This is a genomic window from Enterococcus sp. DIV0755b (assembly GCF_051713765.1).
Lineage (GTDB): Bacteria > Bacillota > Bacilli > Lactobacillales > Enterococcaceae > Enterococcus_C > Enterococcus_C canintestini.
This window is the reverse complement of sequence record NZ_JBIOQN010000001.1, coordinates 1,244,395-1,268,629: the sequence shown is the minus strand read 5'-3', so window position 1 is coordinate 1,268,629 and position 24,235 is coordinate 1,244,395. Positions and strand designations below refer to the sequence as shown.

The window sequence follows — 24,235 nt, the reverse complement described above, 5'->3', positions numbered from 1 at the left end:
TTTTAGGCCTCCTAATATTTATTTAGCTCACTTAAAATACGTTGGTAATTTGATACTGGTTTTTTATGATCTTCTACAAAAAAGTCATTTTCTAAATGATTAAATTTTTGAATTAAATAATAAGCGGTTAAGTATGCTGCCAACGCTTCTTTCGCTGCACCTTCCATATTTTCAGTATCAATTTCGGGTCGATTAATTGTATCCATAAAATGATAAGCAAATTTTTCAGCATCAATTTTTGTTTGTTGATCACTCATTTTACTTCCTCCTCTAAAAGACTTTTTGCTTCTAAAATTTCTTCATTAGTATTTGTTGGGTATTCAATTGCAATCGGAAGATTAGCTGGTAAAATACCTAGTACTTTGCGCCAATCAATAACACCGTGATCTAATCCTGTTGCTTGTGGTTGATCATTTTCATAACGAACATCTTTGACGTGAATGTAATGCACATATTCTGCTAATTCTTCAGCTGCTTTTATTTCATCTTCTCCCACAAAACGCCAGTTGCCTAAATCATAGACATAACCAATACCTAAATCTGTTGTTTTTACAGCAGTCATATATTTTTTTATTGCTGCAATAGTTCCCGAGGTTTGGGTTTGATCATTTTCGATCGTTATCCCTACCCCAGAATCAACAAGCGCTTTCAATTCTGTTGTATGAAGTTCGCCCTTAAAGTCACCAATATTCCACTTAATTTGCTTAACTCCCATTGCTTTTGCCTCTTGTATATATTCTTTTAAATTGGGATTAATATTACCAGCAACGTAGACTTCATCTGGCACACTGTAAAATAATGTCAGGTTCAAACGGGATGCTTCTTCTTTAATAAGAGGTATTTCTTTTTTTATATCTTTAAAGTATTCTCTTCTAATTTCTACTGCCTGAAAGCCGAGTGCTTTACTATCGGCTAATAATTCATTTTGTAGGCTACCATTTGCAATTTTGTCAGCAAAAACTAAAAAATTAAGTACAATCTGTGTATTCAACATAAATCCCATCCTCTCAACTAGTTAACCGGTTTCTATACACAGATAGTAAACCGGTTTCCAAAAAATGCCAACGGTTTCATGATTAAAAAACAACACTTGAAATATTAAAATAGCAAAGCGCTTTAGGAAACCGGTTCCCTAAAGCGCTTTGCTAACTAATATTTTTTTAAAAAAAAACTTTTACTTAGACAGATTTACGCCAACGAATTGTCGAAGGCACGATAAATTCTACGGGTTGCTCACTATTTTCCACGACTATCTTCAATAATTCTGCAGCTGCAACCTCACCGATTTTTTGCGAAGGCTGTTCAATACTCGTAATACCGGGTCCTACAAGGGCTGTCAAACTCCAATCATCAAAGCCTGTTATCCCAATTTCATCTGGCAAAGTAATTTCTTTATTAATTAATACAGTTAAACTTTCCATTAAAACACGACCATTTGATGCAAACAGAAGTTTTTTGTGCGGATTTGTTAAGATCGTATCGATCGCCTTGATCAGCTCTTCTTTACTGTTGACTTCTATGATCTGACATTTTTTGTTGGCGGCTAAAACGGTTTGAACAACTGCTTGAGAACGCAATTCACGCGTACTAACATTTTTAATGGGTTCACTTAAGACAAAGAATTCTTCATATCCTTGATTTAAGGCTTTTTCTAAAACCTCTTTAGTTGCCGTAACATTATTAGTTAAAACAGAGGGCCATTGTTTTGGTTCTGTTTGGCGATCGACTAATAAAAGCGGAATATTATGTTTTTTGATAAATTCATATTGTTCAGATTGTCTTGCAGAAGGTTGCAAAATGATCCCTTCTACACTTTGATCTAGTAAACGTTGCAATAATTCTTTTTCGCGGCTAACAGAATTGCCAGCATCCATAATAATCATTTGGAAGCCACTTCTTTCCAAAATTGTCCCGATTCCTTTTAATAATAAAGAAGAATACATATTTGAAATATCCGCCACAACCACACCAATTAAATAACTATGCTTTGATTTTAGCGCTTGCGCTTGTTTACTAGGACGATAACCCAAACGCTGAATAACTTCGGCAATTCTTTCTTTTGTTTCTTTAGACATATTGCCATAATTATGGTTTAAAAAACGTGAAATAGTGGTTTTGGAGACACCTGCTGCTTCAGCTACTTCTTTGATGGTAATTTTTTTCATTTTTATATTCTCCAACGAGGTATTTTTTCTTATTGTAGCGAACTTTTTTTTAAAAGAAAAGAGCGGAGCAGATGGCAGAATCTTTTTTGATAAGAAAATCGACTAAAAAAGACAATAACATCTAAAAACCCCAAAAAGTTAGACTTTTTAGGGCTAGGAGTTTTTACATTATGGTTTAATATAAGCATAGCCTGCTTGTTGTAAGTTAATTAAATCCAAAACGCCAGCTGGAACAATTTTTACTGTTGCTGGTAAATCTACTTCTGTCATGTGAAAAGCTTTCAGTGCATTTTGGCAGGCGTGAAAAGAAACATTGGGATTTTCGCTTATAAATTTTTGCGCCTGTTTTAACTGATAACTTTGAATACCGCTTCCGTTAACCAATAAAACAACTTCAGCATTTATTTCTAAGTGAAGTAAATTGCGAATGTTATTTGTGGCCTCTTGCCACTTCTCCATTTCATCTACATGAAATACAACTTTCATCCTGTCTCCTCCTTTAAGATACGTTTTAACTAAGCATAAATTTTTTTAGTAAAATATTTCAGTAAAAATGGCGAGCAAAGTGTCGTCAATAAAATAATTAAAACAAATGCAGAGTAATAATTTTCAGCTACCAGTTGGGCTTGAAAACCGAGCTGAACAATGATTAATGCCATCTCTCCTCGCGAAACCATTCCTGATCCCACCATCAGACTACTATGATTGTTAAAACCGGCCAATTTACCGCCCAGAAAACCACCAATCAATTTAGAAAAAATTGCAATCGCCGTTAACGCGATAATAAGTAGCAACTGTGAACTAATGCCGTCAAAGGAAATTTCTAAACCAATGCTGACAAAAAAGACTGGAATAAATACAGCGTAGCCAATTGCCTCAGTATTATGTGAAACTTCTTGCCACACTTTTGTTTGTCCAATCGCTACCCCGGTAAAAAATGCCCCAATAACCGAACTTAAGCCAATGAAATCAGCTAAATAAGACATCCCCAAACATAAAATCAACGAGACAATAATGATGGAAGACTCTGCCATTAATTTTTTACTCAATTCCATTAAATATGGTGCACCCCAACGAATCAAAAAGAAAATTGCAATGAAAAAGAGTAATTGTTCAACTAACATAATCCCTAATGAATTATGGCTACTAGACTGCGTGCCTATAAAAGACATACTCAAACTGACAATTAAAACAACTAAGATATCATCTACCACCGAAGCCCCTAAAATAGTGGAACCTTCTTTAGTATTAATCACATTTAATTCTTTTAATACTTCAACAGAAATACTGACTGAAGTAGCGGCTAGTATTAATCCTAAGAAAAATGATTGTGTCAGCTGGATGTTAAACAGCATTCCACCTAGCGTCCCCATTAAAACTGGCAGAAAAATTCCTAAGATTGCTACATACATTCCCGGGCGAAAATATTTTTTTAATAGCGACAGGTCACTTTCAATTCCCGCTAAAAACATCAATAAAATAACGCCGATTTCCGAAAAATCTTCTACTAATATATCCGGATGAACAAGTTTTAGCCCGGCATTACCTAATAATATTCCGACTAATAATTGCCCGATGACAGCTGGTATCCCAATCCGGCGGGAAAAATGTCCCGCAATTGTTGTGCTAGCTAAAATCAAACATAAAATCCCAATAAATTCCACTATTTACACCTTCTTTTTTTCACCATGATGTGCTTTAAAACGCAATACAAGGTTTACTCTTAGTCTATCCAAAAAGCTGCGGAATGAAAAATAAAAGGACTTATTTGTTATTTCACATCTCAAATAATTAATTAAAAACGATTACGATTAGTAGCTAGAAAAACAGAAACCAACAAGTTGATTTCTGTTTCTTTCTTAACAGTATTTTACTTAATGGTATACCTCTAAATGAGCTGGTAAAACAGTGATTGTAACCGGTAGAATATCCCCTTCATCACCATCAACATTAGTCACGAGTTTTTTATCGCTATTTTCTAACGAAATTACAGCTTGGTCAAAAGCTAAATAACCGACATTTTCAGTTGCCTTAGCGACACCTTTTAGTAAATCTGGGACGGATTTAATGGTATCGATTAAAGAAGGATCTTTTAGATAAATTAAATGGAGTTTTCCGTCATCTACCTTTGCTTCAGGCAAGAGTGATTCAAAACCACCAATTGAATTCGTAGAACCAATTAGTAATGTGCTACTTGTGATTTCTTGTTTTTTGCCATCAATTGTCACTAAAAAAGAATAAGTTTCATTATTTGATAATTCTTTAAAGCCAGAAATAAAATAAGTCAACTTTCCAAATTTCGTTTTTTGCTCACTATCCACATTGTTAATCGCCTCAGGTATTGCTCCTATGGCGACAACATTCATAAAATAAGAATCATTAATCTTACCTATATCTAACGGCGTTGTCTTAGTAATTGAAAAATTAGCAATAGCTTTTTTAGGATCAAGGGGGATATCTAAAGCGCGGGCTAAATCATTGACTGTACCTAAAGGAAAGAAACCAAATTTAGGACGATATTTTTCTTCGGCTAAACCACTGATGCCTTCATTTACCGTTCCATCTCCTCCCATAACAAAAACACTGTCATATTTTTCATTTGCCGCTTTTTTGGCAAATGACTTAGCATCCCCTTTTTGTTCAGTCTGACAAATCTTCACTTCATCAAAAGACTGATTCAATTTTTCTTGTGCGAGTTGTTGATATTCTTTGGCCTTTTCACCACCTGAACTAGGATTAATAATCAAAAGTGCTTTTTTCATTGTATACCTCCTCTTTACTTCCTATTACTAGCATATCATGTGCATAATAACTCAGAAAAGTTTGACACCCATGATTTCTTTTACTATTAACTAGTAAACAAGTGCCATAATGATAATTTGAGTGCAACATCAAAAAAGTTCTATCCAAATAAAAAAACAAAAAACTAACAGTGATACTACCCAAGTAAAAAAGACTTCACCAACTGTGAAGTCTCTTCAAAATAAATTAGGAACGAGAAAAGATTTTTTGCTCGCAATAATTGAGTTACATTTTTCTTTTAAACTACTATTCAATCGGTCACTTATTTTTTACTACTTTTTGTTAACTCTTAACATGACGTTTTACTCCAGCCGGTAAAAAAATCTATTTATCCCTACCAATGCAAGAAAGAAAATCCCCCCGATGATTGGAGTGATAACATTTTTTAAGACATCTCCATATTGGCTAGCTGAAGTAGAGACCCGATAAGGCTTATCTTGCTGATAATAAATCGTCACCTGCTCCCCAGCAGCCAAATTCTGATTGTCAGTTGCAACACCATAATGATTACCAGTAAAATTCAATGTTTTAACCTTATTTTTATCTACTTTTACTACCGCTTGCGTTTTAATTTTATGACTATGTAAAAATTCTTGCTGTATTTTCCAATTACCAAAAGCAATATAAAAGAGCAAAATCCCGACCAGTATTAAGATAATTGAAAAGATATATTGCATCTTTTTTGAACTAATAATGTTATCCAGTCGTTGACAGAAACTAAATAATTTTTCCAATTTTTTCTCCTTTTTTCCAATTTTTTCCTCACATTTTCTATTTTAACTGATTGTGTCACCTACGAATAGAAAATTAACAATATTTTATTTATTATCATACAAATAACCATCAAAACAGATTAACTACACAAAAAACCATAATGAAGGTGATGTACTCTTAAGCAACAAGATGGAATTTTAATAAATTATTTTTCAAATTTCTATAAATTTCAGCTTATCGCTGTAGAAAGTTCGTTTATGAAACCAGACACCAATAGGCTTTAGTATAAGGCCCCGCTACCTATAAAAAACAGACCATCCTTATAGGATAGTCTGTTAAACATTCTTGAAAGATTGTGTTGATTATTCCACAGCGTTTGCGTCTTTGAGACCGTATTGAGAGCTGGATTGATTTCTGGTGCTACCTGATAGTCAGAAAACAGCTTAGATATGGGATTATTGACAAATTGCAAAATCTAATACAATCCAGTGAATTTTGATTGAGAAGGTCAAAAGTATGGTCAAAAAATACTCGCCAGTATATTATACTTTTCATATGAGTTAAGATGTTTTATCCGTTTTTGTAAAACCTGATTCATTTACTCAGATTTTATATACGCTTTAAAAGCCATTAATATCAAAGAGTATTACCTAACTTGCACTGTAAAATTTCAACTGTTTTCAAATAATATTAAATCCATAATATCGATTTAACGAGAAAACCATGCGAATTGAAACGATTTTGTCATGTACAATTTGCTAACTTTGAAATTGATGACTTTTCGATCAGATTAAGTATCACAGAATAGCATTCCTTTAACTGAACTAATCATTTTCATAATAAAGAAGTCCCCTTGACATTTCTGTAACTTGGAACCCCTCTATTTCTCGGCCTATTTTTCCACCGACGTAGTTTTCACGATTTTCTAGAAGCTCTTCAATGGTTACAACAATTGGGAAAGTTTTGAGATACTTTTCCCTATCAGGTGACCAAATATCAATAACATCAGCAATTAATAGATTAAAAAAGAATATAAGTGTTGCCTGTTGTTTGTAATCAATCCATTTAGTAGTTTTAACCCATCTTTTATTATTCTTGTCATCTTTTTTTACTTGTAAATATGTTAATGAATCACCATGTACTGATAAAATTTCATTCGTTCCTCTTGTACCACCATAAGAGAACCCATTTTCTTTTTGCGTTATTTGTAGCCCATGCTTGTAAGAGTTATAATCCTGTCTGTTATCCAGATATGTTACCGCAAATTGAATATACCTTTTAAAACGCTCTACTATTTCTTTTTCAGTCAAATTTGTCTTATCAATAATCTCCGCTGGGACACTCTTACTTCCATAAAATACAGCAGTAATAATTTCATCATCGGTAAAGTCAGATAAATTAAAAATATTATAGACTTGCTTTTTCAATTTCTGTATGTTGTTATTATATTTTGTTAAGGTCATGTCCGCTAAATCTAACCAAGGACATCCTCTCATAGAGCAATGTGCCATGTACAAACGTAAAAAAGATTCCAAACAATGGAAAACTGTTACCGCCAATTCTGTTTTTGCATATTTTAAAATTTCTTCTTCTTCAAAAGATCTTTCATATTCTAAAATGCCTACTTTCATATTTGACCCTTTACAGTAAGATTCCGAGGACTCAATCATTTTGAGTAAAGAATCTAATTTTATTGAATAATAATCTTTGTTGTAATTCTTGTAAAATTCATCATTGAGTTCTTCAAACTGCTCAGAAGCTAGATTGAAGAAAGGATTGTTACTCTTCTTTGCTTTTTTAGACACTTCTTTTCACGCCCCTATACATATCATCAATAACAAACGTTTGCTTTGTTAAATTTTCCCTTATTATATCAATAATTCCAAATCATGGAATCTATTAGTCCATTCATACGCCACAAACGTGATCATTGTGCCTGTCAAGGTGATTGACTACCACAAATTGTCACTAAAAGCTACGAATCAAAATAGGATCAACAAAGGTATCAACAATAAGAATATGCTTCACAAACTTAGATGTGAAATGTCTTATTGGTATAAAGCAAATATTAATACTAAAAAACTATGAAGCTTTACGAGCTTTCTTAAGACCTGGTTAGCCCAACCGTTTTTTCAAACAGCTTCATAATGCTTTAATAGCAATGATTTAAAGAGATTGAAACAAGAAAAATTTTATTGACTTTCAAATTATTTGAAAGCAATGGTGTCAATTACCTGCGAGCCGATTCAATTCTATCAACCAATTTCACAGCATTCAACAATTAAATATTTTTATCTAAAAACTTTTAGTTATCCTACTCTACATCATTTGATTCCAACTTAAATAGTTTCTACTATCTCTTTACCAATTTCTGTTACAAGTCCTACAACTAACGCATTTCCCATCGTAAAATATCGATTTGTATTAGTGATACACTCTGTTTTTTTCCATCTCTCCTGGAACATATTAAATAATTCTGCTTCTTCAGGAGAGATTAATCTTTTTTTATTGTTCCCCGAATCTTTAACAACATGACTCATTTTAGAAATTGTGTGCTCACTCGTAATCATTGTTCTTGCTGGTTCGTCCAAACTGTCTGGATAGGTAATTGCTCCCACTCCACATTTATAAGGATGCCCCGTTTTAGATATTTTTATCTCTCGAAAATCCGCCTGTATCTCAGCAAACTTCTTTTTTTGTTTCTGTGATAAATACAATGAATCATCTTCAATATTCGGCTTGATTATTGTTCTTAAAGCAAGTACATTAGCACTCCTTTTTTACCTTCTATTCCTTTAGCTCCTGATGAAGCAACGGAGTAGTCCTGACAAGGAAATCCTTGTACTAATAAGTCCATATCTGGAATACTGGTCTTATCTATCTCATTAAAATCTTCATTTGTTACATGTGTTTCCGGACAACGTTTTTTATATATTCTAACCGCAAACTGATTATTACGAGACGGTTTATACTAACACTAGATTAGTATTGATTGGAGTACTTTTTATTACAATCTCTTCTAGTGTTTATTTATGGAAACGAAAAAAATAATTCTATAAATATCGCAAAGATACCTCAATCACGAGGTATCTTTGCGATTGGGGTCACAATACACAAATCTAATTTGCAAAACACATTTGTTTTATCTTATCATCTATACAAAGCGTTTCCAATGATGTACATTTATCAATATACATACCAAAAATCGGGAGGAAAAATATGTTTGAAAATGGTACTCAATGGATTCGCGCAGACTTTCATCTTCACACCAGAAAAGATAAAGAATTCAAATATTCAGGAGATGAGGACAGATTTGTTTCGGACTATATTGATAAATTAAAGGAAGAAAAAATCGGATTAGGGGTTATTACCAATCACAATAAATTCGATTTAGGAGAATTCAAAGCACTCAAAAAAAAGCTAATAAATCCGATATTATTCTTCTTCCTGGTGTTGAACTATCTGTTAAAGAAGGTTCTAATGGTATTCATTGTCTAATAGTATTTAAAGATACCGATTGGATTAACGGACAGAAAGAATCAATTAATCAGTTCCTAGATGAGGTATTTAAAAACATAGACAATCGAGAGAACGAAAATACAAGATGCGCTCAAGACCTTCCACAAGTAATGTCCACATTAAATTCTTATGGTAAAGACTATTTTATTCTAATGGCGCACATAGAGCAAAAAAGCGGTTTTTATGAAGAATGTAATGGCGGCCTCATAAACTCGTTAGCGAACCACTCAGATTTCAAATCTCGAATTCTCGGTTTACAAAAAGGTAGAACTAGAGATAAAATGCGGCAAATCAAAGAGTGGATGGGTTACGAACTACCCTATATTGAGGGCTCTGACTGTAAATCGATTTTGGATATTGGTAAAGGGAAACATAGCTACATAAAAATTGGAGATAACTGTTTTGATGCTGTAATGCTCGCTTTTAAAGATTTCAAAAATCGAATTTCTTCTACAAAACCGGAAATAACTCACGGTTATATTCAATCAATTGAGTTTATCGGTGGAAAGCTAAATAAGCAAATAATTAATTTATCTGCGGAATTAAACTGTTTAATCGGAATAAGGGGAAGCGGCAAATCAAGCATCATAGAGGCAATAAGGTATGCACTAGACATGTCCCCCTCTTCATCTGATTCAGATTACAAAAAAGATGTGGTTAGTAATCTTCTCGGATCTGGTGGGCAAATTATTTTAAAGTTGTATGATAACTTCGGTAAATCATATAAAATTAAAAGAATTCTAGGTGAACAGCTTCACGTTACTGATGCAAACAATCAAGTAATAGGTGCAAGGGCAAGTTCAATTTTAAAATCACCATTGTACTTTGGGCAAAAAGATCTCTCTTCAATGGATAATGGATTTGAATTAAATTTATTAGATAAGATGGTTGGTGAAGCACTCCCGTCTTTACACACTAAAACTTTAGCTGTTGAAAATGAAATATCAGATAAGATTAAAGAACTTATAACCTTGGAAGATAAAATAGACTCTGTTACAGATCTATCGAATACGTTATCTGACATTGAGTATAAAATAAAAATTTTTGAAGAAAAAGGACTATCAGATAAACTTTCAAAACAAGTAAACTTTCAAAAAGATAAACTGACTATTGACAAAATCAATAAATTCGTTAAGAAATATAAACAAGCTCTAAAAGAGATTATCTCGTCAGATAATATATCTGAACTAATTTCGTTGGAGTCCATTGACTCAGAAGAAATACCTACTGTATTTAACGATTTAAAAATAGAGATTAAAAACATAACTAATACGCTAAAAGATATTGAAAAAATAATTACGATTGTTGAGAAATCACAAAATGAAATAGAATCTTTATCAAGCACATTTAATTCAATTGTGACTTCTTTAGAAGAAGAATTTGCAGAAATCAAAAGAGAAATTGATATTCCTAACTTAAATCCAGATGAATTTTCAAATTTGAAAATAAGGGAAGCTGAATTAATTGAATCTATTCAGAAGATTATTAGTCATAATTCTGAGAAAGACATACTAACTACTGAGCTTAAAGTTTTAATTTCTCAAAGAAATGATGCTTTACTTGAAGAGTTGGATATTTATAAAAGTGAGATAGCTAAAATTAATGCAAGTCAAGATTCCTTACAATTAGCAATTTCGTTTAAAGGAAATAAAACTACTTTTCTAACAAAGTTGAAATCTAGTTTAAAGGGCACCGGAGTTACTACTTCTGGATATAACCAATTATTAGAAGTCCTGCCAGATTTTACAGCATTAGTTATTGATGTGTTTCTTGATGAAGGAAAAATTATATCTTCCGTGCTACCCGAATCACATGTAGTCAAAGTTAAACAAAGGGTAAGAGAAAATTACAATTCTTTTCTAAAAATCAGAACACCAAATTTAATAACCATAAATTACCATGGAAAACCTATTACGAAGCACTCCATTGGTCAACGGGCTTCGGCTTTAGTTCTATTTATTCTTTCGCAAAAAGATAACAACTTAATAATGATTGATCAGCCTGAAGATGATTTAGATAATCAAGTTATCTATAACGAAATAATTAAAGAGATTAAGCTTAGAAAGCCGGATGTCCAATTCATTTTTGCAACCCATAATGCGAATATCCCTGTTTTGGGAGATTCTGAGCAAGTAATCGCTGTTTCATATGATCCAGAAAAGATCGAAACTACTACTGGGAGTATTGATGATAAACTAATTCAAAATAAGATTGTAGATATTATGGAAGGTGGACAAGAAGCCTTTAATAAGAGAACCGAAATCTATAATTTGTGGAAAAATTAAAAGTACTAAAAAAGGCCTCACATAAGTTGGGCCTTTTTGTATGGAGGTATTGATAAGATTGATACGGAGCTCTTAAAATAAGAATACTTAGTTAAATTAATATAAAATTTCTCTATTTATATGTCGATAATTTTACTAGTAATCTTTTTTTTCCAAAAAATTAATAGTCACATAAATCAGTGTTCCAATAATAAATCCCATTATAAACAATTGGTACGTTACTATTAGCAATGAGAAATCATTATCATCAATTAATGTATAATACCCTGGTATCCATATACGAATGCTCTGAATGCTAGAAATAAATTTCAATAAAACATAAATAGATAAAGATAAGAGGACTGCCCTAAAAGTTCCGAAGTTTACTGACACTACCATCGCTATAGAAATAAACATAATAAGAAATAATACTCCACAAATACTCACAAGGAGCAAGCGACTATGGTAACCTTCAATATCCCAACTGATTCCCAATCCATTTTTTGATCTCGCTACAAAAACAATATAGTATAGACTGGAAAGAGCCATGCTAAGGATATAAAATGACACTAATACCTCTACAATCGAAATAAACTTCCCTAAAGCCAATGATTTTATTGATCTGACTCGTGTGATTTCTAACGTGAATTGCCCATCAGAAATTTCTCCACCTAGAGTCCCTGCAGCTAAGAAAGTAAATAAGACAAGTGGAATTCCGAGCATCATTAATAAGGCCCACATACTTGTAGAAAAAGAGATAAGATCCAATTTCCCATTTATATCTATGAAACTCCAATTGAAATAAATTCCCAAAGAATAGACTAAAGAAAAATTACTAAGTAAAAAAATACCAATAAAAATTTTTCTTTTCCACATTTTAAATAGTTCTACGTTGATAACATCCCTCATTTAGAATCACCTCTAAATAAATCTACCAAATTATCATTCGTTACCTGAATATCAGTAATCTCCCCATGATTTTGATAGATAATCTTTAAAACCCTATCAATCAGTTCATTCTTTGCCTCAAATAAAACATCGTTATGCTTTATATCAGCAATTGATTGCAATTGATTAAGTAATAGCTTATCTGGATTATTCAACTTGATAAGGTATTTCTTACTAGAGTTTTTCGTCACTTCCTTAACTTTCTGATTAGTAATATATAAATATCTATCACTAATCTGCTCAACTTCATTTAACTGATGTGACGATATCAATATCGTAATATCCAAGTCCTTTCTCAAATTCGAGATGAAGCCAAGTAAGTGCTCAATTCCCACTGGATCTAAACCCACAAACGGTTCATCTAATATTAGGAAATCTGGTGTCCCCATTAAAGCCATTGCTAATCCAAGTCGCTGTTTCATCCCGAATGAATAACCCTTCACTCTCTTCTTAGAATTTGGTAAGTCAACCAAATCCAATAGTCCATTAATTTCTTCTGCAATTTCAGTCTTAGTTTTTCCTTGCCAATGATTTGCATATTTTCCGACAGTATACAAGTTGTCATACCCACTCAAATATTCAAATAATTTACAATCTAACAGATAACCAAATTCCCTTATACTTTTAAAGGACTTCAAATAATTCGAGTTTCCCTTATACTTAATTTCGCCAGCTTCAGAAGAGGTTAGGCCAAGTATCACCTTCATTAAAGTAGTCTTACCTGATCCATTTACTCCAAGTAATCCAACTATTTCCCCTTTCGTTATCTCAAATGAAACATTATCTAAGACTGTTTTAGTGTCATATTTCTTTACTAATTGATTGACAGAAAGTAATAGTTCCATAAAATCCCTTCCTTATCAGGAGTTTTTCAATTTTTTAAAGAGTCCATCATGGTTCAAAATTTCCGAATAACTACCTTGTTCAACGATAGTGCCGTTATCAATAAAAATCACCTCATCAACAGAACCCAAAATATTTTCTCGAAGATCATGCGTGATAAAAACAATTGTATAGTCTACTATTGACAGAAGTTCTTCCAAAATATCTCCTCCTGTTTTATAATCCAATGCTGAAGTCACTTCATCCATAAGGAGCAGGTTTGATTGATCTGCAATTAATCTTGCAATAGCTATCCTTTGCTTTTCACCACCAGATAGTGAATTCCCATTTTCACTAAATTTAGAACTTCCATATCGAGCCCTAATCCTAGGAAGCTTAGCCATACGGATAGCTTTTTCTACTTCCTTCTTACTTCGTTCAGACAAAAGTGTAATATTATTTTTTAGATTATCATTGAAGATATACGGTTCCTGATGGGCAAATGAAGATCTTATCTTCTCATCTGATTTGCTTAGATTTTTTCCGTTATAGATTATTTCACCACTATAACAATTCAATAATCCACCGATAATTTTTAGCAAAGTAGTTTTTCCACTTCCACTCTTACCAACAATGGCATATTTTTTACCCTTTTCAAAAACCAAATTGATATTATCTAAAATTGTTATACCCTTTTCTGACTCATAACTGACATTTTTCAACTGAAGTTTTTCAAATGGTTCATCCAAAATATTGGGCATTTCAGTAGGAGAATCTATTTTGTCTACATATTTTTCTAACTTAGTTCGTATAGTTTTACTTCCAATTATCTCTATTACTGACGTTCCAAAAACTTGCAAGGGTTGAATTATCATATTTGCCATTTGAGTAACTGCTACCATCTCGCCCAATGATAACCTGTTTGATAAAACTAAAAAGCCGCTTGTACATAAACAAATAATCAAATTGAAATACTGGAGCGTTCCCATCATCAAATTATAAGCACCATTTTGATTTTTTAGTTTTTGTTGATTATTCTCCATTTGTTCTAAAAAACTGCGATTCCTTTTCTCAAATCTTTCCTCAACTTGAAAGGATTTGATCACTGTAAATCCTCCAAAAATATCCTTAAGGTCATTCAGATAATTACTTTTCAATCTTGAAGTTTTTTCAGTCAATGCATCTATTTTCTTACCTAGTAAGGAAGGAATTATTAAGGAAATAACAGAACAAAAAAATACCACAAAAGCAACTAATGGGCTTAGTAATAGCAGATAACCAAAGGCAAAAAAAAGAATAAAAGAGCTTTGAATTAGTTGTAAGATATTGTCCAGAAAATACTGTTCAAAAACTTCTAGGTCGTAATTGAAAAGATTAATTTTCTCACCTACAGTAGATTTTTCATACTGAGTTATATTCATGTGAAGAATACTTCTGATTATTCTACTTTTAACCGAAATATGGATTTTTTGAAGTAGGTGAGACTCAGATTTCACACTTAAGAAATGAAATAAAAAGTTAATTATCAAAAATATAAAAAATAAACACAGGGTGATATAAAACATTTTCCAATTTTTTTTGGAAATCGCATCGATAAAATTTTGAATAATCGGAGCAAAAGAAATTCCTATTAAGCTAGCTATCAGTGAAAGAATAGAAAATTGTATCACTAATATTTTTTCCTTCATAATTATCTTAGTCATTTCATACCCCTAAAATTATGATTAATTGTTTAGAAAAAGATTTGTAGTTAGATTTTCGTAATAGTTAAAAAATAACTCGCAATAAGGATCTTTTTTGTATATATCACGATGTTTCATATAGGCTCTCGCACGACACCCTCCTCCACACAAATATTTGTATTCACATCTATTACAACCTTTAACATTGTCTACCGATATAGAGGAAAAAAGTTTATTGGTATTCTCACGCATGTGAACAATCGTATGGTCTTTAATATTTCCCAAACAAAACTTCTCCTCCATAAGCATATGACACGGATAAACGTTTCCGTCAGTACCAATAGAAATCATAGTCTTTCCAGCTCCGCAATAGTTTTCTGCTTGTAGTGTTTCTCCTCTAATTGCACTATCCTCTAGACTTAAATCACTATCAATCATAAAATTACTGATACTTCTAATGTCTTTAGCATTTGGAAGGAATCTTTTCATTTCCCCTTCAAAACACGCTGAAAGAATACTAAAACTAACAGATACTCCCATCTTTTCAGCCAAGTTTACATATTCCAAAAGTTTATCTGCATTTAAATGATGAACTGTGGGAATGAGATTTACGTTATTTCCATTCTCCTTTAACAATGAAACGGTATCCATTATTCTATTGAATATACCTGAATCTCTAATAAATGAAGGACATTCGGCTGAATATGAATCCACAGAAACAGAAACTGTATCAACGAATTTAGACATTTCAGAAATAATCGTTTTGTTATAAACTGTCCCATTTGTAATTAATACAATATTTGGTATCTGACACTCTACTTTCGCGAATCTCAAAATTTTAATAAGATCCCGTCTTAGTAGAGGCTCCCCACCTGAAAAAACAAGGTTTTCAATTCCAGCATCTTTAAGCAGTCTTATTCCATTAAGCATATCCTCAAGAGTTAAATCTTCATCACGATTTCTTTTCTCATCATAAGAGTAGCAACCCACACAGTGTAGATTACATCTGTTTGTCAAATGTAAGTAAGCAGTGACAACTTGATCTTTCTTTATAAATGGACTATCTGAAATAAATTCATTTTCAATTAGATAGTTAAAGAAATCTGATTCCTCATCAGTTAATTGATTTTTTTCTGAGACTTGATGACTTATTACATCTTTATAAAATGCCAACCCTCGTTGATCAATTCCTGCAACAACGCCATTATCAAAATTGAAAAGCATATCAATATCTTTTACCTTTGCATAAGCTACATCAGGATTAATATACATTTCTATCCTCTTTTCATTTTTTTGACTATAATTCTAAAAAGCTCAATGATTACAAACGTTAATAAAAATATCATTAATATGGTCGAAAAATTATTGCTGAAATTTACATCTGCAATTGTTAAATTTCCTGATTTTCCAGCAAATTCTTCTGTGTTTGCTTTAATTTGATTGACAACTTTCTCTGATACTATTAAACCAATAGAGAAGAACAATGCGAATGAATATCCAATTGATAAAACGACGTCCATAACGATACATCTTTTGATACTTCCAACACTTGGTACAATAAACACGACAGACAATGAATAAAGAACTATCGGGATAAGAACAATTAAGAAAAACACTGATAATAAGTTGAAAGTTTTAATTTGTAGGACGTTGTATATCCACAATAGTACAAATAAAATCGGAAAAATAAACCTCACTATTCTTTTAAACAAGAGTCTTCCCCCTTTTTTCTTTCCTATTTCTCCTGTTCAGTACTTCTACGCAGCAATCAAAATTAAGTTATAAAATGCATGTATAGCTGAGGTATATAACAATGATTTTGATTTTAAGCGAAAGATACAAAAGAAAACGCCTAATGGAAACCTGTAAATCAAATTGTCCACTGGCGATTCTCCAATATGTCCAATCACTGAAAAAATTACCGAACTGATAATGATACTAGAAATAATTCCCCAAGACTCTAGTAATCTTTTTAAAATGATATTTCGATACAAGAACTCTTCACAAAAGGCCGCTATCATATAGTGAATCATTAGAAATAAAGTAATTTGACTACCAAACTTATCTTTATTAGTAACAAAGTAAATCAACGAAAAAAGCAAAATTCCAACAGCGGTATAAGCTATTTCTCGTTTTCTACATTTTAGATCTAAGAGATTCCGATTGCTTCTCGATAAAACCAAGATATATATCAAAGGAATAATAAACAGAGAAACTAAAATAGGTAAAGTCATACTAATCAAAATCGTTGACTCAAACGGGAGAATACTACCGAGCAAGATAAACACTAGCAAGCAAATTCCAGTTAGTACCGAAATAGCAGTACTGAAAAACAGACTGTTTAGCTTTTCATATTTTAAACTTTCACCCTTAGTTAGATTATTCGTAGGAATTCACACCTTTCAATATAGCGATGACACCACTTTCTAACGTAATGTCATCGCTATAAAGTTGTTGCTCTTCGTTTGATTCGAACCTTATTGAGTCAGAAATAATGACTAATAAAGTTCAGTCGATTGCTTTTAAACATCACTTTTAATTTCTTTAATGTAGTGACCCACAGATGCACAGAATAGTGCACCTACAGATACGCAACCCGCCTTTTTGCTCTTTTTCGTTGAAAAGAATAGCATAACGAATTCCCCACTTTCTTAAAGTATTTGTCCGAAGATTTAGAACTTAATTCCTCGTCGACACCCAAAGTATAGTACCTATATTCTTCTTTTTAGCTTTATCGTTGTAAACTGCTAGTTTTTATGTAGTAATCTGTAAAAAAAGTATTATTGGATCCTTTTTTAGATGCAAAAAAACTCCATAAGAACCTTATATAGCTTCCTATGGAGGTTTACTATATTATTTTGTGAATTGGTTTAGGAAAAAGTAGTTTATTGTGCAATACTCTGCCCTACTGGAATAATAATCAAAACTTTAAACTCATTTTCATTCCATGAAAAATCAGAGTATCCCTCTAATTTCTGAACTCGTTCTCTAATACTATTTATTCCTAATCCGTATCTTCCCTTTCTTTTCGCTGACCGGATCAGCTTACTAGAAATATTCAGATTATTTATCCTAGCCGGATTAGTTACTTTCATAATGATTTTATCATCACGATAATGAATAGAGATTTTTATCTCTTTTTTCGGGGAGTCTATTCTATTACATTCTTCTATCGCATTATCTAATATATTTCCAAGAATCGCACAGATATCGACAACATTATGCTTAAAATCAAGATCTGCCGGAATTTTTAGATCCAGTGAGTATAAAATGTTTTCAGTATTCATTTCATTTATCTTACTACTTAGTACAGTATCAATGGGCCAACAGCCAGTATATGTTTGGAATGAAGACGTAGCAGTTAGAGTAATATTTTCTAACAACTTCTGTGCTGTATCAACATTTCCTTGCGCTAACTGGAAATTTATACTTAATAATAGATTTTTTAAATCATGCTTTAAAATACGAAATTCTGATTGTTTTCTTAACATTTCGTCATAGTGCTGATTTTGCATTCCAGATAGTGTCTGTTGTTGTAATAGGTAAGTTTTTTCAGTTAGATAGTTGTATAAAAAAATGTTCATAATATTTACTATCAATAATCCAATACTTACCCAGATACTCTCAAATTGTGAAAAATGAAACGGATACATCAGTGTACCTATCGATAACAGTGGGGTTATAGACAACATAATATATTCTTTAGTTGCCAAGCCAATTTCATTGGTACTCTTAAAATAGTGAAGAAAAAAGATTATTATTAATGACAAAACTGTAATTGATATATAAGACAATATAAACTGTAAGAAAACAATATTAGAAGGATCACTCTGTGTAGCAACCAGTAAACTATTCTGAAATAAAAATAAAAAAATTACATAGAGGTAATGGTACATCTTTTTTGGGGCTGGTCCGTAGAAACAAAATATTACTAATCCAGCTACAACAATAAAAAAAATATAGGTTAAGTTTAACCTTAGATTTTGACTATTTATTGAAATCTTTGTAAAGAGAATCAATAGTATGCAAAGTGTATAAAAAGACACTTTTTTTATTTTTAGTTCTAAGAAGCTACTCAAATAAAACGCAACATACCATCCCTGTAATGCGCCTAAAAAAATGGCCAATATAAGTATAAATAATTCTTTCATATCCCTAATGACCTTTCAATGAAGTTTCTATAGCACTCTACAAATTTTTTCTTCTTCCCTCTACTAATTACCTCTTGATCTCCATTTGTCAAATGAACAATAGTATCCTCTATTCGCTCAATATAATTTAGGTTTATTATCGTCCCGTAATTTACTTGTACAAAAATGGAACTACCCAGATTAGCTATAATGTCTTTTAAGCGAGCATAGTAAACAATATCTTCCTGATTGTTACACATGGTGATTCGAAGTTTTCTCCCCTTCTCGGAGGTAATTCGAATTATTTGATCACATCGTACTTGATATTGCGTACGATTAACCTTTACGAAAAGGTATTGATTATCACTAGAAATTTTATCAACCGCTGCATCTAGGAGAATACGTATTTCATTTTCTTTAACGGGCTTTAGTAAATATCTAAATGGTGAAACTTCAAAGCTTTGAAGAGTATAGTCATCAAAGCTCGTAATATAATTTAATAATACTTGTTGATCACTTTCCCTGATAAACTTAGCAGTTTCAATGCCATTAATTCCATCCATTTCAATGTCTAAAAAAATCATTTGATAAACTATTTCTTGATTCCGAATCCCTCTCAATAAGGATTCTCCACTGCTATAAATATCAATATCTACTTCCAAGCCCTGATTTATCATATAGGTATCGATCATTTTTTCTAGGAGTGTGCTTTGGAGCTCTTCGTCATCACATATTGCAATTTTGTACATAGCCAGCCTCCCAGCAAGAGTTTTTATTTAAACCAGTCTTCCAATTCATCCGTACTGACTTTACTATAAATTTGGATTAGTGCCGGACGTAACGTTTCAAATGCTTCTATCAATTCTTCCCCACCAAATCTTCCGGAAAAGGATTTCTTCGTCAGTTCTTCGGACAATCGATTGATAAGTTCGACAGTTTTTTGTTGATCTGCCAAGATATTTATTAGTTTTCCTACTAAATACCGATCTTCAAAATTACTGTCTGCAAAAAAATCGTACTTATCGACTTCCTGCTTAACCAGATTAATCATATCATATTTTTTTTCATAATTAAATTCACCGGCTACATCCATGTATTCGATGATTCCACTTGTAATAACGGTGACTGCCTCATCTTTCTTCTGTTTAGATAATTCGTCGGCAATCGATAAATTCTTTATCTGATCACGTACCATCCTTTGAATTTCTTCTTTAATGACTTCTTGTTGCAGTTCATAAAAATAATCATCCATAAATTCCTCACATGGATAACCAACTTCATTTTCCCATGCAGGATTTTTAAATTCCCCAGTGTAAAACTCTTCTTTGATTGCTTTCACAACTTTTGGATGTTCTTGTACAATCCTATTCTGACCTTTTAACTGCAAATAGTCCGAAATATATTCTTCAATGTCACCAAAGTAAAACCAGCCTACCGGTTTCCCACTAATACTCGATAATTGGTTAATGACACTTTCAGGGGCTAACGCATAGCCTTGAACATACGAGCTGATTGTTGGTTTCTTTTTCCCCAAGCGGTTGCCTAACTCTGTAAAGGACAGATTCATACTCTCTTTGATTTCTTTGATTCGTTGTCCTACCTTCACTTTATCAGGTTGTAATAAGCCAAACATAGATTACTTCCTCCTTGTCATTTTCCCTATTATATCACTCGTATAAAATTTCGTATATATTTTTTCGCTAAATCTCTTGACTTCGTATAAATAAACGTATAAAATGCAAATCATAGATGGCCGTCTATATTTTTTAAACCAACCGTATAAATTATCGTATACCAAAAGGAGGGCTATTATGCCAATTAAAATCAATGATCTCACCTTACCAAAAGAAAAACTCGAAAAAGAATACCAAGTTGTCAATGTTACTCGCTGGCAAAAAGATGGAGAAATTCTAGGTTGGAGTTACGAATGTATCCTACCTAAACTCCGCTACGAGAAAATCAGTGTCAAAGTCAAATCTGAAAATCCTATAATCACTCCGGAAGAACTTACCCAACAAGGGTTGGCCATGGTTACATTTGCCAATTTAGTGATTGCACCTTGGGGCCGCTCAAACGGTCAATTCGTCAGTTATGGCTTATCGGCCACAGCAGATGCGGCAACTTTGATTCCGAAAAAACAAAGTTCCACTGTACAAAACTAATTTTCCTATGGGTTTGTTGGGTGGTTAGGACGAAACGGCGGGGCAGCGCCATAGAGCCGCTTCTGTCCGTTAAGACCGCCCAATAAACACATAGGCTGGAAGGACTGCTTTGCAGGACTTCCCCTTAACTTGATTTATAGAACAACATCAGGAGAAAAATGATGGTTCTTTGACAACTGAATACACATCAAGGAGTGATGATTTTTGAAAGCTTATAATCAGAAAATCATTGAAACTCCCACGTACCTTGAAATTTATGATTATGAAGCAATCATTACTCCTAAACAAAAAGCAGAAAAAAATGAAACCAACCCAAAACGAAAGAAAGAATTAGCTTGGCTTTATGAAGAAGAAAATACGACTACTGATAAAAGAAAAAAATATGATGAACTATCCGCTCAAGGGCAATACGACAGCTTAAAACGAAAACAAAAATACTATCAAAATATGCGCTTTGAAATTGCCCGACTCGTGGATACGAACTTTGACAATCGAACAAAATTTTTAACCCTCACTTTCAGAGAAAACATTCAAGACATTGCCTATGCGAATAATGAATTCAAAAAATTTATCAAACGACTAAACTACGAACTCTATCACACAAAAAAAGCACATCTAAAATACCTAGCCACGTGGGAAAAACAAGAACGAGGTGCGATCCATTATCACATTATCCTGTTTGACTTCCCTTTTATCTCCATTAATCGTCTTACTACTATCTGGGGACATGGATTTGTCAAAATCAACAAGATTGATGTGGATAGTATCGAAAATCGTGGGCGCTATATCAGTAAATATTTCGATAAAGACTTGGATTTGAAAGAGCATAAGAAGAAGGCGTTCTTCAAATCCCGTAACCTCAAAGTACCCAGCGTCACGAAGCAACTCGTGGATCAACCTTTTGATACCACAGATCAAGACGTACTTTATACCAATGAGTATCTTGTAAGACGTCCAATATTTTACAGCGCGATAAATGAAGGTGGAAATCCTGAACAAGTGATGGATTTTCAAGAAAGCACTGTTCGCTATACAAAAATAAAAAAATGAATCTCGAAAGTAGGTAAAAATATGACTGTTAATGTACCGATTGAATTCAATCAAGAAATAATTGAAGAGCTTGTTCAATTAACGAAGCAAAGAATTGAGGAAGAAGCACAGCAGCAAAAAATGAAGGAGTTACCTCCCTACCCAACGCGAAAACAATTAAAACAACAACTAAAGATTGGCGATACACGCCTCAATAATTGGATTGATCATGGATTGAAAGTCATTCCTTTTGGTAAAGAAACTCGCTTTGATCGTGAGGATGTAAAACTATTTTTAGACAGTCTAAAAATCTAACCTTGACTTACCTGTTGTTGCTGACTATGATACCGATAAGAAAGGAGCAAATCTTCTCTTTGATATACTGGCGAGTGAATCAAAGGAGACAATTATGATCAAAAAATATAAAAAGAAAAATGGGACAATCGCCTATATGTTTAAAGCATATCTTGGCATTGATCCGGTTACAGGAAAAAAGAAATACACCACCAAACGTGGTTTTAAATCACTGCAAGAAGCTAAGAAGGCTTATAATCGCTTGATGGTACAAGTAGAAGAAAATGATGTGGTGACAAATTCACAACGTCTTTTTTCAGAACTGGCAGATGAATGGTTTGAGCAATATAAAAACACGGTTCGTGAAAGTACCTATGTCGCCCAAAAATTGGCTTATAAAAAGCACATCTTTCCTCTTTTTGGAAATTTGAAAATCTCGAGAATTTCAATTCCTTATTGTCAAAAACAGGTAAACCACTGGTATAGCTATTACAAAAAATATTCCAACTTGATTGGTTTGACTTCATCTGTTTTCAAGTATGCTCTGAGTTTACGGCTCATCAGAAGTAATCCCATGGATGCTGTGATTCGTCCTAAACGTAAGAAACGGATTGACGAAGAGCGCTATTCTGCACCCTACTATGAAAAGGAAGAACTATTGGAATTCCTTGAAATTGCCAAAAACTATCCTGATCCAATTTATCCGATTTTTCGGATCTTAGCTTTTACCGGGTTACGAAAAGGTGAACTTTTAGCCTTACGTTGGAAAGACATTGATTTTGAGAAAAGCACACTCTCTGTTAAACAAACCTTAGCCACATGTGATAAATGGGAAATCAAATTCCAAGTTCCCAAAACAGAAAAGAGCCTTCGAACAATTTCGATAGACTCTGAAACCTTACAAGTGATTAAACGATGGCAGTTGAAACAAAAAGAATACTTCCTGAGAATGGGAATTAAACCTACAAAAGACGGTGAACAACTCCTGTTTGTATCAGAAGAAAACAAACCACTTTATTTAGACTATGTAAATCACAACTTGAAAATCATCATAAATGAAAATAACTTAAAACGTATCACACCTCATGGTTTTCGTCATACCCATTGTAGTCTGCTATTTGAATCCGGAGCTTCTCTTAAAGAAGTTCAAGTTCGGTTAGGACATACAGATATTAAAACGACTATGGATATCTACACCCATGTCACGAAAAGACAGACAGAAGAAACGGCAAATCGTTTTGCGGATTTCATGAGTTCCACAGAGGAAAAACAAGGAAGTTTGCAGAAGGTCAAAAGTATGGTCAAAAGCGAAAAAAAGCAGACTATCCCTATCAGATAGTCTGCTAAACGTTGATTTAACAATGTTTTGATTATTCCGCAGCGTTTGCGTCTTTGAGACCGTATTTTTTGTTGAAACGGTCCACACGTCCGTCGGCTTGCGTGAATTTTTGACGACCAGTGTAGAATGGATGTGAGTCAGAGGTAACTTCGACCCGAATTAATGGGTATGTGTTGCCATCTTCCCATTCAACTGTTTCTTGTGAAGTTTTAGTAGAACCTGACAAGAATTTGAAACCTGTAGTTGAGTCCATGAATACAACTGGATGATAATCTGGATGGATTTCTGCTTTCATTTACTTTCGCTCCTTTGCCCTGGTTCATTTGCTGCGCCAGAGTTTATTTGTCTAATTTACAACAAGAATA

26 protein-coding genes are annotated in these 24,235 nt (G+C 32.9%); 6 read left to right on the top strand and 20 right to left on the bottom strand.

All coding sequences use genetic code 11. The features are described 5' to 3' along the window. Window positions 1-11 precede the first annotated feature (11 nt). From IGI65_RS06000 to IGI65_RS05955, 10 genes are all read right to left on the bottom strand, one after another. Window positions 12-257, bottom strand: a complete 246-nt coding sequence (locus IGI65_RS06000; protein ID WP_071863541.1) for a hypothetical protein — start codon at window positions 255-257, stop codon at window positions 12-14. Continuing rightward, window positions 254-994, bottom strand: a complete 741-nt coding sequence (locus tag IGI65_RS05995) for a sugar phosphate isomerase/epimerase family protein (protein WP_438773553.1) — start codon at window positions 992-994, stop codon at window positions 254-256. The genes IGI65_RS06000 and IGI65_RS05995 overlap by 4 nt, the downstream gene beginning before the upstream one ends. A 184-nt stretch (window positions 995-1,178) precedes the next feature. Beyond that, complete coding sequence (locus tag IGI65_RS05990; RefSeq protein WP_438773552.1) at window positions 1,179-2,165, bottom strand: LacI family DNA-binding transcriptional regulator; 987 nt, start codon at window positions 2,163-2,165, stop codon at window positions 1,179-1,181. Window positions 2,166-2,333: 168 nt separating this feature from the next. Beyond that, window positions 2,334-2,651, bottom strand: a complete 318-nt coding sequence (locus IGI65_RS05985; protein WP_438773551.1) for a DsrE family protein — start codon at window positions 2,649-2,651, stop codon at window positions 2,334-2,336. A gap of 29 nt (window positions 2,652-2,680) precedes the next feature. Then, window positions 2,681-3,829 (bottom strand): cation:proton antiporter, encoded by a 1,149-nt coding sequence (locus IGI65_RS05980; RefSeq protein ID WP_438773550.1) that lies wholly within the window; start codon window positions 3,827-3,829, stop codon window positions 2,681-2,683. Window positions 3,830-4,039: 210 nt separating this feature from the next. After that, entirely contained in the window at window positions 4,040-4,927 is an 888-nt protein-coding gene (locus tag IGI65_RS05975) for a diacylglycerol/lipid kinase family protein (RefSeq protein WP_438773549.1), read from the bottom strand. 342 nt (window positions 4,928-5,269) lie between these two features. Beyond that, on the bottom strand, window positions 5,270-5,701 hold the full coding sequence (locus IGI65_RS05970; protein WP_438773548.1) for a hypothetical protein: 432 nt from the start codon (window positions 5,699-5,701) through the stop codon (window positions 5,270-5,272). A gap of 804 nt (window positions 5,702-6,505) precedes the next feature. After that, window positions 6,506-7,486, bottom strand: coding sequence for a hypothetical protein (locus tag IGI65_RS05965; RefSeq protein WP_071863529.1), 981 nt, complete (start codon window positions 7,484-7,486; stop codon window positions 6,506-6,508). A gap of 534 nt (window positions 7,487-8,020) precedes the next feature. Next, entirely contained in the window at window positions 8,021-8,398 is a 378-nt protein-coding gene (locus tag IGI65_RS05960) for a DNA cytosine methyltransferase (RefSeq protein ID WP_071863528.1), read from the bottom strand. A 35-nt stretch (window positions 8,399-8,433) separates the two neighbouring features. Beyond that, window positions 8,434-8,616, bottom strand: a complete 183-nt coding sequence (locus tag IGI65_RS05955; protein WP_084035430.1) for a DNA cytosine methyltransferase — start codon at window positions 8,614-8,616, stop codon at window positions 8,434-8,436. Window positions 8,617-8,900: 284 nt separating this feature from the next. Here IGI65_RS05955 and IGI65_RS05950 point away from each other — a divergent pair, with 284 nt between their 5' ends. Both IGI65_RS05950 and IGI65_RS05945 read left to right on the top strand, forming a co-directional pair. Then, window positions 8,901-9,179: a hypothetical protein gene (locus IGI65_RS05950; protein WP_084035429.1), complete on the top strand. Its 279-nt coding sequence runs from the start codon at window positions 8,901-8,903 to the stop codon at window positions 9,177-9,179. Then, window positions 9,065-11,485 carry a TrlF family AAA-like ATPase gene (locus IGI65_RS05945; protein WP_346190129.1) on the top strand — a complete coding sequence of 807 codons (2,421 nt, stop codon included), beginning with the start codon at window positions 9,065-9,067 and terminating at the stop codon, window positions 11,483-11,485. The genes IGI65_RS05950 and IGI65_RS05945 overlap by 115 nt, the downstream gene beginning before the upstream one ends. A 135-nt stretch (window positions 11,486-11,620) precedes the next feature. Here the strand turns inward: IGI65_RS05945 and IGI65_RS05940 are convergent, their stop codons facing one another. The 9 genes from IGI65_RS05940 to IGI65_RS05900 all read right to left on the bottom strand — a co-directional run bounded on the left by IGI65_RS05940 (window position 11,621) and on the right by IGI65_RS05900 (window position 20,679). Next, window positions 11,621-12,373 carry an ABC transporter permease gene (locus IGI65_RS05940; RefSeq protein WP_071863527.1) on the bottom strand — a complete coding sequence of 251 codons (753 nt, stop codon included), beginning with the start codon at window positions 12,371-12,373 and terminating at the stop codon, window positions 11,621-11,623. Next, window positions 12,370-13,257: an ABC transporter ATP-binding protein gene (locus tag IGI65_RS05935; RefSeq protein ID WP_095007159.1), complete on the bottom strand. Its 888-nt coding sequence runs from the start codon at window positions 13,255-13,257 to the stop codon at window positions 12,370-12,372. The genes IGI65_RS05940 and IGI65_RS05935 overlap by 4 nt, the downstream gene beginning before the upstream one ends. 15 nt (window positions 13,258-13,272) lie before the next feature. After that, the gene (locus IGI65_RS05930) at window positions 13,273-14,937 is read right to left on the bottom strand and encodes an ABC transporter transmembrane domain-containing protein (RefSeq protein WP_071863525.1); all 1,665 of its coding nucleotides are present in this window, start codon (window positions 14,935-14,937) and stop codon (window positions 13,273-13,275) included. Between the two features lie 21 nt (window positions 14,938-14,958). Beyond that, complete coding sequence (locus tag IGI65_RS05925) at window positions 14,959-16,188, bottom strand: radical SAM/SPASM domain-containing protein (RefSeq protein ID WP_071863524.1); 1,230 nt, start codon at window positions 16,186-16,188, stop codon at window positions 14,959-14,961. 2 nt (window positions 16,189-16,190) lie between these two features. After that, on the bottom strand, window positions 16,191-16,436 hold the full coding sequence (locus tag IGI65_RS05920) for a hypothetical protein (protein WP_438773547.1): 246 nt from the start codon (window positions 16,434-16,436) through the stop codon (window positions 16,191-16,193). Between the two features lie 237 nt (window positions 16,437-16,673). Then, window positions 16,674-17,150, bottom strand: coding sequence for a CPBP family glutamic-type intramembrane protease (locus IGI65_RS05915; RefSeq protein ID WP_161870181.1), 477 nt, complete (start codon window positions 17,148-17,150; stop codon window positions 16,674-16,676). Window positions 17,151-17,801: 651 nt separating this feature from the next. Further along, window positions 17,802-19,067, bottom strand: a complete 1,266-nt coding sequence (locus tag IGI65_RS05910; RefSeq protein ID WP_071863521.1) for a sensor histidine kinase — start codon at window positions 19,065-19,067, stop codon at window positions 17,802-17,804. Next, on the bottom strand, window positions 19,064-19,795 hold the full coding sequence (locus IGI65_RS05905; RefSeq protein WP_071863520.1) for a LytR/AlgR family response regulator transcription factor: 732 nt from the start codon (window positions 19,793-19,795) through the stop codon (window positions 19,064-19,066). The genes IGI65_RS05910 and IGI65_RS05905 overlap by 4 nt, the downstream gene beginning before the upstream one ends. 23 nt (window positions 19,796-19,818) lie before the next feature. Continuing rightward, window positions 19,819-20,679, bottom strand: a complete 861-nt coding sequence (locus tag IGI65_RS05900) for a helix-turn-helix domain-containing protein (RefSeq protein WP_438773546.1) — start codon at window positions 20,677-20,679, stop codon at window positions 19,819-19,821. Between the two features lie 178 nt (window positions 20,680-20,857). Between IGI65_RS05900 and IGI65_RS05895 the strand changes: the two genes are divergently transcribed. The 4 genes from IGI65_RS05895 (at window position 20,858) to IGI65_RS05880 (ending at window position 23,870) form a co-directional block, all read left to right on the top strand. Further along, window positions 20,858-21,208 (top strand): hypothetical protein, encoded by a 351-nt coding sequence (locus IGI65_RS05895; protein WP_071863518.1) that lies wholly within the window; start codon window positions 20,858-20,860, stop codon window positions 21,206-21,208. Window positions 21,209-21,412: 204 nt separating this feature from the next. Beyond that, window positions 21,413-22,258: a rolling circle replication-associated protein gene (locus tag IGI65_RS05890; RefSeq protein ID WP_095007162.1), complete on the top strand. Its 846-nt coding sequence runs from the start codon at window positions 21,413-21,415 to the stop codon at window positions 22,256-22,258. A 21-nt stretch (window positions 22,259-22,279) separates the two neighbouring features. Further along, the gene (locus IGI65_RS05885; protein WP_071863516.1) at window positions 22,280-22,552 is read left to right on the top strand and encodes a DNA-binding protein; all 273 of its coding nucleotides are present in this window, start codon (window positions 22,280-22,282) and stop codon (window positions 22,550-22,552) included. 94 nt (window positions 22,553-22,646) lie between these two features. Next, on the top strand, window positions 22,647-23,870 hold the full coding sequence (locus IGI65_RS05880) for a site-specific integrase (protein ID WP_071863515.1): 1,224 nt from the start codon (window positions 22,647-22,649) through the stop codon (window positions 23,868-23,870). 31 nt (window positions 23,871-23,901) lie between these two features. Here the strand turns inward: IGI65_RS05880 and IGI65_RS05875 are convergent, their stop codons facing one another. Continuing rightward, complete coding sequence (locus IGI65_RS05875) at window positions 23,902-24,165, bottom strand: type B 50S ribosomal protein L31 (protein WP_071863514.1); 264 nt, start codon at window positions 24,163-24,165, stop codon at window positions 23,902-23,904. Window positions 24,166-24,235 lie beyond the last annotated feature (70 nt).

Excerpts from the sequence above, each read along its gene's own strand:
- IGI65_RS06000 (WP_071863541.1), bottom strand. The coding sequence starts at position 257 with ATGAGTGATCAACAAACAAAAATTGATGCTGAAAAATTTGCTTATCAT.
- IGI65_RS05995 (WP_438773553.1), bottom strand. The coding sequence starts at position 994 with ATGTTGAATACACAGATTGTACTTAATTTTTTAGTTTTTGCTGACAAA.
- IGI65_RS05990 (WP_438773552.1), bottom strand. The coding sequence starts at position 2,165 with ATGAAAAAAATTACCATCAAAGAAGTAGCTGAAGCAGCAGGTGTCTCC.
- IGI65_RS05985 (WP_438773551.1), bottom strand. The coding sequence starts at position 2,651 with ATGAAAGTTGTATTTCATGTAGATGAAATGGAGAAGTGGCAAGAGGCC.
- IGI65_RS05975 (WP_438773549.1), bottom strand. The coding sequence starts at position 4,927 with ATGAAAAAAGCACTTTTGATTATTAATCCTAGTTCAGGTGGTGAAAAG.
- IGI65_RS05950 (WP_084035429.1), top strand. The coding sequence starts at position 8,901 with ATGTTTGAAAATGGTACTCAATGGATTCGCGCAGACTTTCATCTTCAC.
- IGI65_RS05940 (WP_071863527.1), bottom strand. The coding sequence starts at position 12,373 with ATGAGGGATGTTATCAACGTAGAACTATTTAAAATGTGGAAAAGAAAA.
- IGI65_RS05935 (WP_095007159.1), bottom strand. The coding sequence starts at position 13,257 with ATGGAACTATTACTTTCTGTCAATCAATTAGTAAAGAAATATGACACT.
- IGI65_RS05930 (WP_071863525.1), bottom strand. The coding sequence starts at position 14,937 with ATGACTAAGATAATTATGAAGGAAAAAATATTAGTGATACAATTTTCT.
- IGI65_RS05925 (WP_071863524.1), bottom strand. The coding sequence starts at position 16,188 with ATGTATATTAATCCTGATGTAGCTTATGCAAAGGTAAAAGATATTGAT.
- IGI65_RS05920 (WP_438773547.1), bottom strand. The coding sequence starts at position 16,436 with ATGGACGTCGTTTTATCAATTGGATATTCATTCGCATTGTTCTTCTCT.
- IGI65_RS05915 (WP_161870181.1), bottom strand. The coding sequence starts at position 17,150 with ATGACTTTACCTATTTTAGTTTCTCTGTTTATTATTCCTTTGATATAT.
- IGI65_RS05910 (WP_071863521.1), bottom strand. The coding sequence starts at position 19,067 with ATGAAAGAATTATTTATACTTATATTGGCCATTTTTTTAGGCGCATTA.
- IGI65_RS05905 (WP_071863520.1), bottom strand. The coding sequence starts at position 19,795 with ATGTACAAAATTGCAATATGTGATGACGAAGAGCTCCAAAGCACACTC.
- IGI65_RS05900 (WP_438773546.1), bottom strand. The coding sequence starts at position 20,679 with ATGTTTGGCTTATTACAACCTGATAAAGTGAAGGTAGGACAACGAATC.
- IGI65_RS05895 (WP_071863518.1), top strand. The coding sequence starts at position 20,858 with ATGCCAATTAAAATCAATGATCTCACCTTACCAAAAGAAAAACTCGAA.
- IGI65_RS05885 (WP_071863516.1), top strand. The coding sequence starts at position 22,280 with ATGACTGTTAATGTACCGATTGAATTCAATCAAGAAATAATTGAAGAG.
- IGI65_RS05880 (WP_071863515.1), top strand. The coding sequence starts at position 22,647 with ATGATCAAAAAATATAAAAAGAAAAATGGGACAATCGCCTATATGTTT.
- IGI65_RS05875 (WP_071863514.1), bottom strand. The coding sequence starts at position 24,165 with ATGAAAGCAGAAATCCATCCAGATTATCATCCAGTTGTATTCATGGAC.